This window comes from Shimia sp. R9_2 (assembly GCF_017743735.1).
In the GTDB taxonomy this organism is placed as follows: Bacteria; Pseudomonadota; Alphaproteobacteria; order Rhodobacterales; family Rhodobacteraceae; genus Shimia.
The window spans coordinates 20,895-35,890 of record NZ_JAGHRO010000009.1 but is presented as its reverse complement, the minus strand read 5'-3'; the positions used below and the strand labels follow the sequence as shown (position 1 = coordinate 35,890).

Below are 14,996 nucleotides of genomic sequence, written 5' to 3'. Positions count from 1 at the left end.
GCGACGCGCCTTTGGCACCGCGAGGAGAATGAACGCATGCAACAGGTCGAGCGCTTTCCGGCGAGAGGGTTTTTCCGTGGCACCAAGACCCTTTATCTGCGCAGCCTTCCCGAAGGCGCGCAGCTGTCGTCCTTCCGCCTGCGCCTGACCCCGATTGCCGCCTCCAACCGGATCGGCCCTGCCGAGGAGCAGATCAGTTTTACCGCCCCGCCGGTCGATGGCAGCATCGCGGGCCGCGACCCGTCTGATGACAGTCGCGAAACCGCCGTGTCACAGGTGCGCGGCGGTGGCAGCCTGCCTTGGGCGGAGATCCATCTGGGCGGCTTTCGCACGCTTTCCCGCCTCAGCGGGGCAGGCTTGGCGGGGGCAACGCTGCAGGTGGATCTGGGCGGCCTGTTTGTCGATGTTGCAGCCAATGGCACGGTGCCGTCGCAAAACGGCACATTCACATTGAGTGACGGGGAACAACCCCTGCCGGGGCTGACGGTGCAGCGCCTGCGCATTGCCCGCACATCAGCAGGCGCGCAACCGATCATAAACACCCTGTGGCTGCGCGCAGTGGCCAGCAATGTCACGCTTGCCATGGGGCAACAGCCCGCCGCCTGGGCCCTGCCCGGCGAGCTCTCCGCCGTCACCGAAACCACGGATCTTACCACGCTCGCGCAGGCCGCATTGGATGCGGCGGAAACCGAAGGCGGCTTTGCGGTTTTGCCCCTGCACATCAAGTCAGACACCACCGCTCAGGTGGCTGTCGAAGTGCTCTACGAAATTCAGGAGCGCCGCAGCGGTCTGCCCGATGGGCTGCGCGAAAGCACGTTGGAATACACCTATGACGGCGTGTCTGAGGCAGGCGATGACCTGCTGCAAATCACCGTGCCGCCCAATATGGAGATCGACCCAACCGGCACACACATCGCGATTGATGGCACCTTCGAGGGCAGCGAAATCAGCCTTGGCCCCACCATGGATCGCACCCCACCGGAGTCTGTGCCGCTCGCGGTCGGCACCGCCGCCGCCCAGCCGGTGACAATCACAGGTGAGACCATTCTCGACGCGGTGGATGTTCTGCTCTCCACACAAGCGCGACAGGCGGACGTCAAAGTCGACCTGCGCGAAGATTTTGACGGCAAACCCAGCGAAAGCTCGCTTCTTGCGCAACCCGCCACCGGTACCTTTGGCGTCTCCGCCCATGGCGGGCCGCGATGGCTCAGCACCGCTCTGGGCCAGACCATCACCGTGCCTGCCGGCGCAGAGCGTATCTGGCTTGTGGTCGAGCCGACCTCTGCGCCGATCGCTTGGCACGTCCATCCGGAAACCGAAGCAGCCGCAGAGCTGCAGACCAGCGACACCGGCGGCCTGTCATGGCGACCGGCCCGCGCGGCCAGCCTGCCCGATGCGCTCATGGCCGCACACCGCTTCCGCCGCGCCTCGCCGGTGTTTCGCGTCCCGGTCTCAGCCGAAATTGGACGTGACGCCGAAAGCAGCCTCCTGTCTCTTGAGCGGTTCCAGCCCCTTGGTCGGGTGGAATTTGCGCTGGAGTCCCGCTCTGTTGCTGAGGCCGCCAATGGTATTCTGTCGGCGCGCAGCGCCGGAACCTGCCCTCGCGGTGAGCAACTGACCAATGGCGGCTTTGAGGATCGCGCCTCCGGAAATGACCTTTATGAACCACAAGGCTGGAGCGTCAGCGGCGGCGCGGTTGCACTGCAATCTTTCTCTGTGCCCAGCGACACGGGGCCGCTTTCGGTCACGCTCCTGCGCCTTGGTCACGCGGAAAGCGCCCCCCGCGCACTCTCGCAAATTGTCAAAGTCTCCCCCGGCTGCCCCTATCGCGCGGTGTTCCGCGGCTTCGCGCCTGAACGCGGTGCGGTGATCGAGCTGATCTGGCGTCAGACCGGCTGTGGCCTGTCGCGCACCGATGTGCTGACCCCGCCCCCGTTTCTTGGCACCTTTGACAGCGGCCTGGAGCTGGCCGCCGTGGCTGGCCCACAGTTGCGCACCATCCTGTCTGCCTCACTGGATGTCATGGCCCCTGAGGATGCCGACCAACTGGAGGTCCGCCTGCGCACTCCCGCAAACCAGCGCCTGTTTGTGGATACCATCTCCCTTGAGGGCGGGCCAACCGGCCTGCGCAATGGCGATTTCAGTGAGCTCGCCTTTGATGTGGACCCCACTGAGTTTCTGAGCGGCTGGCGCTTTTCTCCTGAGCTGACCCTCGAGAACCCGCCCCTGACCATCGCTCCGGCCACGGAGGGCCTCACCTTCACCAATATCACGGCGGACCGATCTTCTGTGATCCTGTCCCAATCCGCTGAGGTGATCGCTGACGCGCCTTTTGCCGCCGCTCTCGAAGCGCAGCTTTCGCAAGGAGAGGCGGTTTTTGCCGCCCGCTGGCTGGACAGCACAGGCGCGCAGATCGACACGCCCCTTGCCGCATCAATCCAATCTGAGGGGGCCGAGATCACCCGCCTGCGCGGCACAGTTCCGGCAGGCGCGGCAACGGCGGAAATCGAGATAGAGCTCGGGCCAAGCGCCATCCTCACCTTGGTGGCCGCCTCCGCAGAGCTTGAAGCGCCGCAAAACATTCCGGTGTCCTTCCTCTCGGAGGCGCCGGGCCGCATGACCGTGCGCGATTTCACCGTCGCCTTCCGACCGCGCGCCGTGGCCACACAGCTGCCGCCACCAGAGAGCCCATGTGTGCCCACCCCCGCCGATACCGCACCGGAGGACATCTGCGAATGCGCGCCCTGCAAAGACAAAGGCGAAACCACGCCCGCGCGCGCCACGCTCATCACCCGTCTGCCAACCGAGCTGCCCGTCGGCACCATCGCGCAGCCCCGCCTTGACAGCGTGGCCCGCCTGCCCCGCGAAAGCGCCACCGCGCGCCTGCGCACCCATGCCAGCAGCACCGCGTTTCTCAGCCTTCCGGACCACGCGCGGGTTTTGACGCCAGCCACAAATCCGACCCTCAATGCCGCCACTTTGCCCGACCGCCCCACGCGCGAGCTTCACGGCATTGGCGAAGGGCGCGCGGCGGTTCTGGAAACCGCAGGCATCACCTCGGTGCGCGCCGTGGCCCGCCGCAGCGCAACCGAGCTTGCACAAATCCTTGATGTGTCTGCGGAGTTTGCCGAGGACATCCTGTCTCAGGCGCGCGAAATGACCGCGGGCGGCTCAAACAGACGGCGCTGAAAGCGGGTGCTCAAAATCCGTTTGTGGGAGAGGGCTGGGCAAATCCGGCCGGATCAATGCCGTGCTTTTTGAGGAGCTTGCCCAAGGCGCGGCGCTCTTTGCCCGCCTGTTCTGCCGCCTTGGTGACATTGCCCTGCGTCTGGGCCATCACGCTTTCCAGATAGCGCCGCTCAAAGGCGTTCACCGCGCGTGCCTTGGCCACGCCAAAAGCCTCATCCACACTGTCGCGCGTGCGCGGCTCCGTCGGGCATACTGAAACCAAGCCATCCTGCGCCGTGACCACGCCGCGATGCACCAGATTTTCCAGCTCCCGCACATTGCCGGGCCAGGTGTACTCTTCAATCCAATGGCTGGACCTTATGTCCAGCGCCAGCGCTCCGGTCTGATATTGCTGCTCAAACAGCGACAGAAAATGCCGTGTCAGCAGGGCCACATCCCCGCCACGCTGGCGCAACGGTGGCAGCGCGAGCGACAACACATCCAGCCGGTACAGCAGATCCAGACGGAACCGCCCGTCCCGCGCCAGTTGCCGCAGATCTTCATTGCCCGCCGCAATCACCCGCACATCCGCACGCTGTGTCCGGCTGCCGCCCACACGGCGAAACTCCAGTGATTCCAGAAACCGCAGCAACGCCACCTGCGCCTTGGCGCTCAGCGCCTCGACCTCATCCAGAAACAACGTGCCGCCACGCGCCTGCTCCACCAGCCCCGCACGGGCCTCATGCGCATCAGTAAACGCCCCGCGCGCATGGCCAAACAGCTCCGCCTCAATCAAAGTGTCCGGCAAGGCGCCGCAACAAACCGGCACAAACGGGCCTTCGCTGCGCGCCGAAAGCTGATGGATCGCCCGCGCGGCCAGCTCTTTGCCGGTGCCGGTTTCACCCTTGATCAGCACCGCCGCGTCACATTCAGCAAAACGGCGCAGGGTCACCAGACTGTCCACAAAACAGCGTGATTGCCCCACCAGCCCCAGCGCGCTCACCTCAGCGGCCCGCTCATCTGCCGGGCGTCCCAACGGGCCACTGCGCCCACATCTTTCCAGCCGCATCTTCAGCTCAGAAGGCGCACAGGGCCAGGTAAGAAACTCACGGCAATCGCGAATGGTCGGCTCCGCCCAGCGGAAGGCGCTCTTTTCAATCGCCAGCATACAATGCGGATGCGCCGCTAGGGCTTTCAGCCGCCGCATGGTGCGCCCGTCCCAGCCGCGCATGCCGAGATAGACCAGACTGTTGCCTTTCGCGGTCTTTGCCAATGCCTCAGGCCCGGTCAGCTGCACGCGGTAATCCAGCGCGCCAAGCGCCCCAAGAAACGCCTCAAAACGGTCTGATTTTTCCTGAGAAACCAGCGTCAGCCTGCGGTCTGTATCATCCAGTGACATGGTGGCTCCCACCTCACCCTGCTGCGGGGTTTGCGGGTTTCGGCCCGCTCGCACGAATTGCGAGCGCTTTCTTCATCACGTCAAACCAGAACGCCGCCCCAAGGCTGATGGCAAGCACCGTGATGGCCCACCCCGCCAGTGTCTTGAGGCTCTCCTGCGCGGTGCAGAAAGCATCGGAAAAGCTCTGCCCCTGCCAGCCAAGCGGCAATATGGCCAATTCGTCCAGCCGCGCCTGCGTATCATCTGGCAGCGGCTGGCCCTCAGCCGCCGTCGCCTCCGCCGCCGCCACAATCCCCTCGCGCAGGTTTGAGTCCTTCCAAAGCAGCTCCATATAGGTCAGCGCATTGGCATTGATCGCCACCACCAGCCCGATCGACAACAGCACGCTGACAAACTGGCTTTTGCGTTTGTACCAGCCACTTGCCCGATCCATGGACTCATCAAACCACTGCGCCAAACGCCGCTCCGCCATTTCGGCGCGCCGCTGCAAAGGCCGGTCAAGATCACTTGCCTGCCCGATCATCAAGGTCAGCGAGCGTTTGAGCACACCCTCCGGCATGTCCCGCACGATCTCGGGTGCCATGCCAAACAGCTCATCCACCGCAACCGGTAAGGTGGCACCATTGCCGTTCTTGCTGCGCAACGCATCCAACAGCGCCGTCGCGAAAGCGCTGCTTGGCACATATGACGGCCCATTCCCCATCAGGCCAAACACCCCGCTGCGCGGTTTGCCGCGATAGAGATGGCGCATCGCCGGATGCTCCATGACCTCACGCACAAAGCTTCCGTCCGGATCTTCTAGCAGGTTCCTGAGCGCCACTACCAGATTGGCAGACCGCATGCCAAGCAGCCCCGTCAGCATCTCCTGCGCAGCGGTGATCACGATGCTCAATGCCAAAAACAAAAAGGCAACGCCAATAAACAGCTCCAATACAACTGATCCAAACACAGTTGCGCTCCCATCTCAAAAGAAGTTCGGTCCAATTTAGCGAATGCGCTTTGCCGCGCACAAATGGCTTACAGCAATAGAATTCAGGCGCGCACGCCGTTCAAATTCTTCAATAAACTCTAACAGTTTTGGTATCTTAGGGCAACTGAGCGTGCCGGGACCAGTAGGAGATTCCACACCTGCAGCAGTGTGAATATCACGCCCATTTCGCATGATTGCATATACAAAACAGAGATTTAAATGGGCATGCGCACAAAAAAGATCAAAAGAATAAAACGGCAAGTCTTCGCCGAATACGTTATGCAAATGAAATTTCTACCTAAGATTGTTTATCTACATCAGAGCTGACCCGACGTTCCCCTCAAGCCCCGTCAGTCCTCAGGGTCATAGACATACCCTATGCCGCGCACCGTGCGGATGATGGTCGGCTTTTCGGGATTGCGCTCAATCTTGCGGCGCAGCCGTGAGATCCGGATATCGATGCTGCGGTCAAACGGATCCCAGGAGCGGTCATGGGCCTGCTCCAGAATCTGATCCCTGTTCAACACCCGCCCCTTGTTGCGCGCAAACACCTTCAAGAGATTGAACTCCATCGCTGTCAGCGCCAGCTCTTCGCCTCCGTCCGAGACCATTTTTGCCGCCTCCAGATCAAGGGTAAACGCGCCAAACCGCGCGGTGGCGGCCCCATCACTGCTCTGCCCCTGCGCCTGCGGCGCGCCCTGCCGCCGCAAAACCGCCTTCAGCCGGGCCTCCAGTTCGCGCAAATCCACAGGCTTGCCCAGATAATCATCCGCGCCCATCTCAAGACCAATGATCCGGTCCACCACATCGCCCGCAGCGGTGAGCATGATCACCGGCACCGGATTGTCCGGGCGCAATGATCTCAGAACCGAAAGCCCGTCCTCACCGGGCATGTTGATATCCAGCACAATCAGATCGACCCGCCCCTTGCCAAGCGTCGCGCGCAATTCCTCCGCGTTGGCCGCGCTCAGCACATCATAGCCGCGCTTGGTCAAATACTCCGCCAGCATCTCGCGCACATCGATCTCATCGTCACAGACCAGAATCTTGGTTGCATGATCACGCATCGCGCCCCCCACCTTCCGCCATGATGTCCTGCACCAGCTGCCGCAGCTCTTCCGGTGCAACCGGCTTTTCCAGATACGGGCGGCCCGCCTCCTGCAAGGTCCTCTGCGAGGTTGGCCCCATCGTATCGCCAGTGATGAAGGCGATCCGCGACACCATCTCCGGATGCTCGCGCTTGAGCGTGGCAAACAGCGTCTTGCCGTCCACATCCGGCATGTTCAGATCGCTCAGCACCACGTCATAGCCCTGCCCCGCCAGCCGCTCCAAAGCCTGCGCGCCGGAGCCGACCTGATCCACAAGATAGCCCTCACGCTTCAGAACCTCCGCGATCAGCGCGCCAATGTCTTCTTCATCATCCACCACCAGCACACGGCCCACCGCCTGCGCCTCAGACGCGCGGGTGCTGTCGCCTTGCGCCGTGCCATTCTGCGGAGCGGCCGGCAGACGGATCACAAACCGGCTGCCAGAGGCAGCCTGCCCATCCAGCCAGATCTGGCCGTTGTGGGAGTGGATAATGCGATGACAAAACGCGAGGCCGATGCCGGTCCCACTGCCAATCTCCTTGGTGGTGAAAAACGGCTCAAAAATCCGCGCACGGATATGGTCCGGCACGCCGGGGCCATTGTCACTGATCGCGATTTCGATCTGGCTGCGCGCTTTGACCGGCCGCGCCGTGATGCGGATCTGATCTCCCAGGCCCGAGGTCTTGATCGCCTGCCCGGCATTCATCACCAGATTGATCACCACCTGCGTGATCTGATCCGCATCCGCGAGGATTTCCGGCAGATCCGCCTCCGGCGCATAGGCAATCTGAATGCCATCCTGCTGTTGCCCGTACCCCGCCACATCCAGCGCAGAACCGATCACACTGTCCAGATTGACCCGCTCCATGGAGGTCGGCCGCTGCCGCGCCATCGCCAGAAAGGTCTTCACAATCCGCGCACAGCGCTCCGCCGCCGCGCCGATCTTCGCCACCCGCCGCTGGGTTTCCGGATCGGTCACATCTTCCTGCAACATCAGCGCATGGCCCACCACAATCGACAGCGGGTTGTTCAGCTCATGCGCCACCCCCGCCAAAAGCTCCCCAAGGGCAGACATCTTCTCATTCTGATACAGCAGCTCCCGCTGCGCGGCCAATTCCTCCTGCAAGGCAAGCTCATCGGTCATGTCCCGCGTGCTCGACACAATGACCTCCTCGCCCTTGAAATCGATCAGCTGCGCCGAAACCGCTCCCCAGAACCGGGTGCCATCGCCTTTGATATATTCCGCCTTCCGGTTGCGCACGACACCCGCCGCCCGCAGCTCTCTGAGATAGCGCGCCCGTTCCTGCGCCTCCACATAATAGCTCTGCGCACTGTCTCCGTTCCCAAAAAGCGCCAATGTCTCAGGGCTTGAAAACAAGGTCTCTCCCGTGGCCGCCTTGGTCATCTGCAAAGGGATCGGACAGGCTTCCAGCACCTGCTGGATCAACTGCTGTGCCTCGACCTCCTTGGTCAGGTCCACAACACTAGAGACAATCACATCTTCGCCGCGATACTCCACGATCCGCGCGGAAATCGAGGCCGGAAACTCGCGGCCTTTCGCCTGCACCCGCAGGTAATAATTGTCGATCTGCCCCATCGCGAGCAACTCGGTGACAAAATCAGCCCGGTCATCGGGGTTCACATAATGGTCGCGCGCAGACTTGGTGTCTCCAAACAGCTCCCGCGCCGCCGGAGAGCGGTAAATCAGGCTGCCATCGCCCACACGCGCCATGGTCACAATCGCCGAACTCGCATCCAGCACCGTCCGGATCAGCAGATCCCCGTCCCGCGTCGCGGCCTCCGCCTTCTTGCGGTCGGAAATATCCGTGCGGGTCACCACAAACCCGCCCATCTTGGTGGGATGGGTCGACACGAGGTAATGGGTGCCATCGGTCTGCACCAACTCAAAGTCGGTCACATAGTCATGGGTGGTCTGCAACCGGTCAGAGACCCAGGCATCCTCGCGCCCAATCGCATCGCGATAAATCCCGCGCCGCGCGCTTTCGCGCATCAGGATTTCCCAATCCAGCCCGGGATGCAGCAGATCGGCAACCCCCGCATTCATCTCGATGTATCTCTGATTACAGACCACCAGCTTGCGGTTGTCGTCATAGAGCGCAAACCCCTCTGACAGACTTTCAATCGCATCGCTCAGCAGCTCGTGAAAACGATCCGAACCCGTATCAACGTCTGTGTCCATGTCTGTCTCAGAGGCCATGGCTTATCCCTATCCGGCCCAGGTTTCAGTTGGTTTTCAGAAGCAAATTCGCGTGTTTCAATTGTTTCAGTAATTGGGCGCAGTTTGGCACGCCACAGGCAAAAACGCCAAAAATCCCTGCGCCCTACCCCGCATCTCCCCGCATTTGGCCTGCGAAACAACTGAAACATCACCCCACCTGCACAGACATCACAGTGAAACAGCCACAAGCCAAATCTGGGTCCGTAACCAGTGTTTGGAGTAATGATGATGCACCCCCTCCCCAACAGCCTCACCCGCGAAACGGCTCCGGTGGTCGCTTTGCATTCTTCAGCCTCCGGCGCCCATCAGTGGGACGACCTGCGCACCCAGTTTTCCGATCGCTTTGAGCTGCACGCCTGGGATCTGCCCGGCTATGGCAGCGCAGACGACCGCGCCGATGAAGGCCAAGGCGTGTCCCGCGCCGCCCTTCCGATCATCCGCAAAATCGAGGCACTCAAGCAGCCCGTGCATCTGATCGGCCATTGTTTTGGCGGCGGCGTGGCGCTCAAAATCGCCCTGCTGCGCCCCGAACTGGTGAAAAGCCTCACGCTTTATGAACCCGCAGCCTTTCATGTTCTGAAAGCCGCCGACGCCGAGGGCCGTTCTCTGCTTGAGGGGTTCAGCGCCTTGGAAACACAGCTGTCTCAGCCCAAGTCCGCCTCAGATCTTCAAGGTTTCGTCGATTACTGGACCGTTCCGCAAAGCTGGGCCTCCCTGCCCCCGGAGCGTCAGGACAAGCTGGTCGAACTGGCCCCCAAGCTGCTGGAGGATTTTCGGGATCTGGAAAGCGAGCAATGGCACCTCAGCGATCTGCAGAGCCTGCGTATCCCCACGCTGATCATGGTCGGGATGGAATCTCCGGCCCTTGCGCAGGCCACCGCACAGATGATTGCGCAGGAGGTCGACAACGCCGAGCTCGCCCTGCTCCCCGCCATGGGCCACATGGCGCCGATCTTTGATCCCGATTGGGTCAATCCCCGCATCCTGCAGCACATCGCGCGTGTTCAGAAAGCCGCGCGCCCCGTCACCTGGCCTGCGCGTGTCGCGGCCTGATCCCGCCCCGCCCTCTCATCAAAGGAGACCATCATGCCCCTCGCAAACCCTCTCTTCAACCTGACCAAAACCTCCCCCCGAAAGGACAGCACCATGACCACCCAAGCCCCTGATTACAAAGCCATCAAAACCAAGCAGAACGCCGCTTGGTCCTCCGGTGACTACGCCAAAATCGGCAGCACCCTGCAGATCACCGGCGAGATGCTGGCTGAGGCCACCGCCCCCGCCCATGGCGCAACCGTGCTCGATGTCGCCGGCGGCAACGGCAACGCAACTCTGGCCTTTGCCCGCCGCTGGTGCGCCGTGACTTCCACCGATTACGTTGCCGCGCTTTTGGAGGCAGGCCGCATCCGCGCTGAGGCTGATAAGCTTGAGGTCACCTTTCAGGTGGCAGACGCCGAAGACCTTCCCTTTGAGGATGGGCAGTTTGACATCTCGACCTCCACCTTCGGGGTGATGTTCACCCCCAATCAGGAACAGTCCGCACGCGAAATGTCCCGCGTGGTGCGCCCCGGCGGCAAAATCGCCATGGCCAACTGGACCCCAGACAGCTTCATCGGCCATCTCTTCAAAACGCTTGGCCGCCATGTGCCGCCCCCTGCCGGGGTGCAGTCCCCCGCACGCTGGGGCAATCGCGACTGGATCGAGGCGCAATTTGGCGCAACCGCCGAAACCATTGCGTTTGAACTGAAAAACTTCAATTTCCGCTACGCTTCACCGGATCATTTCATCGATTTCTTCCGCACCTACTATGGCCCCGTGCACAAAGCCTTCCTCGCGGTTGGCGACGCGGCAGAGGCGCTTGAAACAGACATGCGCGCCACCATCGCGCAGTTCAACGTCGCCACGGACGGCTCCATGATCGTGCCATCCGAGTACGCGGAAATCGTCATCACCAAGCGGTAACGCTACCCGTCTGACGACATGCCTCCCCCCTGCGGACATCGCGCGGTCCTGCCCCAAGGCAATGCCCCCGATATCCGCAGGGTTCCTAAATTAACCATTTTTTGTATGATGCAAGACACCGAGCATTCGGGCTTTGAAAAGGGGGGGACTATGTCAAGCCAATCACTTTTCGAGAAATACGGCGGCTTTTCCAACGTCAGCCGCGTGGTCATGGCCTTTTACGACACGCTTTTGGACAGCGACGATATCGGCCCCTTCTTTGACGACATCGACATGTCCAAGATGGTCGACCACCAGACCAAATTCGTCGCCACCCTGCTCGGCGGCCCGGCCTCCTACACCGACCACCAGCTGCGCCAGCTGCATTCCCATCTCGACATTCAGGACCCGCATTTTGACGAGCTCAAAGTCGTGCTCTCTGGCACCCTGCGCGATCACGGCTTTGACGAAGGAGATATATCTGCCGTCTTGCAAGAATTTGAATCCCGCCGCCCCCTGATTGTGAGCCCCTGAGATGACCATCGAAGCCATCAACGAACAGCTCCTGCGCGCGATTGGTGTCGGCGTCGCCCTTGTGGGCCGCAGCGACCTCAAGTTCCTGTTTTACAACAACACTTTTGAGGAGTGGTTTGAGGACCGGCTGGAAACTGATGAGCTGCTCAAAGTGTTTGAGGATCTGAACACCGAGGAGCTTCACGCCGCCCTTGATGACGCGGGCCAATACACCGCCGAAATCCGCCACCGCAAAAAGCGTCGCCAGCTGGTGATCGCAGCGGATTTCACCTCCGCCACCGATGGCGATCAAGAGCTGATCGTGCTGGTCTGCCAGAACATCACCCGCATCCGCGAGCTGGAGTCGATGATCGATTCCTATTCCATGATGGTTGAGCGCAACACGCGCGAAATCAAACGCGAAAAAGAGCAGGTGGAAAAGCTGCTCCTCAACATCATGCCCCGCTCCGTCTATGAGGAATATAAGGCCTTCGGCGTGGTCACGCCCCAGCTCTATGATCCGGTCTCTGTCCTGATGCTGGATTTTGTCGGCTTCACCGACATGGTGGCCTCCGCAGATCCCAGCGTCACGGTGACCGAACTCAACGACATCTACAGCGCCTTTGACCGGATCGGCGAGCAATTTGGCTGCGAGCGCATCAAAACCATCGGCGACGCCTATATCACCGTCGCAGGGCTTCCCGATCCCACACCGGATCACGCCCGCGCCGTGGCAAATGCCGCCATCCGGTTTGTGCGCTATCTGGAGCGGCGCAACACCAGCCACCCCAACCAATGGCGCTGCCGCATCGGCATTGCCTCCGGCGCCGTGGTTGGCTCTGTCGTGGGCATCCAGAAATACGTCTATGACATCTTTGGACCGGCGGTGAACCTCGCCACGCGGCTACAGGAATTTGCCGAACCGATGCAGATTTCTGTACAGGACGAGGTCGCCGCAACCCTAAAAGATCAGTTTGACCTGCAAGCCTTGGGCGCAAAAGACATCCGTGGCTTTGACCGTCAGGAGGTCTGGAGGCTGCTGGATGTCGGCATCGAGAAAAAGCTTGCGGGATCATAGCGCCCGCAGGGTCAAACGCGGGTCTCGCACCGCTCAGTTTTCGAGCAAAATGCGGATAAAACATGTGCCCCAAATACAGATTTAACTCATTGAAGTAATTACGTTTTCGCGAGTATTCATCATGGATTTGAGCATCTCTTCCCCCTATAGATAACTTGTTACACACGTACTGCGGGTCTCCAGAAGGTGACACGTGAGGTTGGCTCTCATTTGGGCCGAGAGTTCCTTACTTGGTCGAAGTTCTGAGAGGTGACCTGGATGACCACTGCCTATGACTTTTTTGGCGCGCCTGCGCCGGACGTGGCAGATGATTTTGACCCAGCCTCCACCCCGATCTCCGCGCTCTGGCAAGTGGATCTGATAGAGAAAACCGTCTGGTGGAGCCCCGCTGCACAAGCGCTTCACGGCGTCGACCCCAGCTATCAGCCACGGTTTGAAAACGCTTTTGAATTTTGCCTGCCCCAATACCGTGAGGTCATCCAAAACGCCTTGCACCGCAGCATTCAGGAAGCAACGCCCTGGCGGTTTGAATTTGTCGCAAAACGCCCCGATGGTCAGGAAATCAAGCTCGCAAGCGCAGGCCACCCCGTTTGCCAAGATGGGAAAACCACACAGCTCATTGGCCATTTCGAACCTCTGGAAACCGGCCAGCACATTGCGGCCAAGACCCATCGCCCTTCTGACCAACTCACGCTGGACGACCTGAGGGAGCTGCACGCCGTTGTTGACGAAACCGCGATCCTGTCAGTCTCCGATGCCGCCGGGAGAATTCTTCACGTCAACAAGAACCTCTTGCGCGTGTCCGGATACACCAAAGACGAGCTGATCGGCAAAAACCACAACCTGATGAACTCCGGCCATCACAGCAAGGCGTTCTTTCACCATATGTGGCAGACCATCTCACGCGGAAAAATCTGGCGCGGAGAGATTTGCAACCGCAGCAAGCAAGGCGAAACCATCTGGTTTGACACAATTATCTATCCCGTAATGGGGCCAAATGGCCGCCCGATCCGGTTTATTGCCCTACGTTTTGACATCACGGAGAAGGTGCGCACCAGTCGGCTGATCTCAGCCTTCTTTGATGTGTCGCACGCCCCAAATGTCATTTTAGATGACAACGGCTGCATTCAGCGGGTCAATCCGGCCTTCTGCGCCGCGTCCGGCCATTCCAAAAACCACCTGCTGCATCACCACATCAGCGATTTCATCGCGCCCCATGACCACGACAAGGTCACCAAGGCCCTGCGCAAAGCGCGGCTTGGGCAGAAGGCCAATGCCCTGCAAACCGCGCTGCAGGATCGCCACGGCAGCAAACGCATTCTAGATCTGCGTTTCACCCGGTTTGAGGGGCAAATCTTCGGCTCCGCCAACGACATCACAGAGCAATGGCAGCGGCAAAAGTCTCTGGCACAGGCCCGCAAGGCCGCAGAAGAGGCGAACCAGTCCAAGACCGCGTTCCTTGCCAATATGAGCCATGAAATCCGCACGCCGCTTAACGCAATCATCGGCATTGCCGACAGCCTCCACCGCGACGAAGGCCTCAGCGCGCGGCAAAGGGATCTCGTGCAGACAATCTACGAATCCGGCGACATGCTCGAAGGGCTGCTGTCTGACATTCTGGATCTCTCCAAAGTCGAAGCAGGCAAGCTGCAGTTTGAAACCATTCCTTTCGCCCCGCTCAAAGAGGTGTCCGCCGCGCTCAAGCTGCATCGGGAACAGGCCGATGCCAAAGGTGTGACGTTCACTTTGGCCAGTGACCTAGACGAAAGCGACCTTGCGGGCGGCGACCCGCTCCGCCTGCGGCAGATCATTTCAAACCTCGCTTCAAACGCCGTCAAATTCACCGATCAGGGCCATATCACCTGCTCGCTGTCCCTCAAGAAAACCGCCGGCAAACCCACCCTCGTGTTTATCATCGCCGACAGCGGCATCGGCTTCCCCGCCAAAACGGAAGGCAACGTCTTTGAACGCTTCCAGCAGCAACGCAAAAGCGACAGTCGCAAATTTGGCGGCACAGGCCTTGGCCTCGCAATAAGCTCCGCTCTGGCGCAGAATATGGGCGGCGCGCTCAGTGTGACCTCTGCCCCGGGCGAAGGCGCCACCTTCACGCTGCAGCTCCCGCTTCAGGCGGCACAGCCCGCCGCATCCACGGTCGCAGCGCCAGTGGGGATCGCCGATGACATGAACCTGCGCGGATGCCATGTGCTGATTGCCGAGGACAGCATGGTCAATCAGAAGGTCATTAGCCTCGTGCTTCAATCTGCCGAATGCGAAATCACCTTTGCCTCCAACGGTTTGGAAGCTTTGGAGATCTTTCAATCCCCCAAAAAGCCGATTGATCTTGTGTTGATGGACATGCGGATGCCGGTCATGGATGGCGAACAATCGGTGCGCCGGATGCGCGCCTTTGAGGCCCAGACCAACAAACAGCGCACCCCCATTCTGATGCTCTCGGCCAACGCCATGGCCCACAATGTGCGCGACGCTTTGGACGCGGGCTGTGACGGCCATGTGGCCAAACCGGTCCGCCGCGACGTGCTTTTTGGCAAGATCGACAGCTGCCTGAAAGCCGCCTCTTAGGCACCCGGCCCCCGATCCTCTCT

The 14,996-nt window shown here is 60.8% G+C and carries 10 protein-coding genes; 6 read left to right on the top strand and 4 right to left on the bottom strand.

All coding sequences use genetic code 11. From position 1 onward, the window contains the following. Nucleotides 1-36: 36 nt before the first annotated feature. The gene (locus J7400_RS17895; protein ID WP_209065463.1) at nt 37-3,189 is read left to right on the top strand and encodes a hypothetical protein; all 3,153 of its coding nucleotides are present in this window, start codon (nt 37-39) and stop codon (nt 3,187-3,189) included. 10 nt (nt 3,190-3,199) lie between these two features. Here J7400_RS17895 and J7400_RS17890 read toward each other — a convergent pair whose 3' ends face one another. The 4 genes from J7400_RS17890 to J7400_RS17875 all read right to left on the bottom strand — a co-directional run bounded on the left by J7400_RS17890 (nt 3,200) and on the right by J7400_RS17875 (nt 8,825). Continuing rightward, nucleotides 3,200-4,567, bottom strand: a complete 1,368-nt coding sequence (locus J7400_RS17890; protein ID WP_209065462.1) for a sigma-54 dependent transcriptional regulator — start codon at nt 4,565-4,567, stop codon at nt 3,200-3,202. 13 nt (nt 4,568-4,580) lie between these two features. Then, nucleotides 4,581-5,516, bottom strand: a complete 936-nt coding sequence (locus tag J7400_RS17885; protein WP_209065461.1) for a hypothetical protein — start codon at nt 5,514-5,516, stop codon at nt 4,581-4,583. A 371-nt stretch (nt 5,517-5,887) separates the two neighbouring features. Next, the gene (locus tag J7400_RS17880) at nt 5,888-6,604 is read right to left on the bottom strand and encodes a response regulator (RefSeq protein ID WP_209065460.1); all 717 of its coding nucleotides are present in this window, start codon (nt 6,602-6,604) and stop codon (nt 5,888-5,890) included. Continuing rightward, nucleotides 6,597-8,825 carry an ATP-binding protein gene (locus tag J7400_RS17875; RefSeq protein ID WP_209065459.1) on the bottom strand — a complete coding sequence of 743 codons (2,229 nt, stop codon included), beginning with the start codon at nt 8,823-8,825 and terminating at the stop codon, nt 6,597-6,599. The genes J7400_RS17880 and J7400_RS17875 overlap by 8 nt, the downstream gene beginning before the upstream one ends. 264 nt (nt 8,826-9,089) lie before the next feature. On the opposite strand from J7400_RS17875, the gene J7400_RS17870 reads away from it, so the two are divergent. The 5 genes from J7400_RS17870 to J7400_RS17850 all read left to right on the top strand — a co-directional run bounded on the left by J7400_RS17870 (nt 9,090) and on the right by J7400_RS17850 (nt 14,973). Then, complete coding sequence (locus J7400_RS17870; protein WP_209065458.1) at nt 9,090-9,917, top strand: alpha/beta hydrolase; 828 nt, start codon at nt 9,090-9,092, stop codon at nt 9,915-9,917. A gap of 33 nt (nt 9,918-9,950) precedes the next feature. Beyond that, nucleotides 9,951-10,823, top strand: a complete 873-nt coding sequence (locus tag J7400_RS17865) for a class I SAM-dependent methyltransferase (RefSeq protein WP_247738900.1) — start codon at nt 9,951-9,953, stop codon at nt 10,821-10,823. A gap of 150 nt (nt 10,824-10,973) precedes the next feature. Next, nucleotides 10,974-11,336: a group 1 truncated hemoglobin gene (locus tag J7400_RS17860; protein ID WP_209065457.1), complete on the top strand. Its 363-nt coding sequence runs from the start codon at nt 10,974-10,976 to the stop codon at nt 11,334-11,336. Nucleotide 11,337: 1 nt separating this feature from the next. Continuing rightward, a complete protein-coding gene (locus tag J7400_RS17855; protein WP_209065456.1) occupies nt 11,338-12,393 on the top strand; it encodes an adenylate/guanylate cyclase domain-containing protein in 1,056 nt (351 codons plus the stop codon). 258 nt (nt 12,394-12,651) lie between these two features. Beyond that, entirely contained in the window at nt 12,652-14,973 is a 2,322-nt protein-coding gene (locus tag J7400_RS17850; protein WP_209065455.1) for a PAS domain-containing hybrid sensor histidine kinase/response regulator, read from the top strand. Nucleotides 14,974-14,996: the final 23 nt, after the last annotated feature.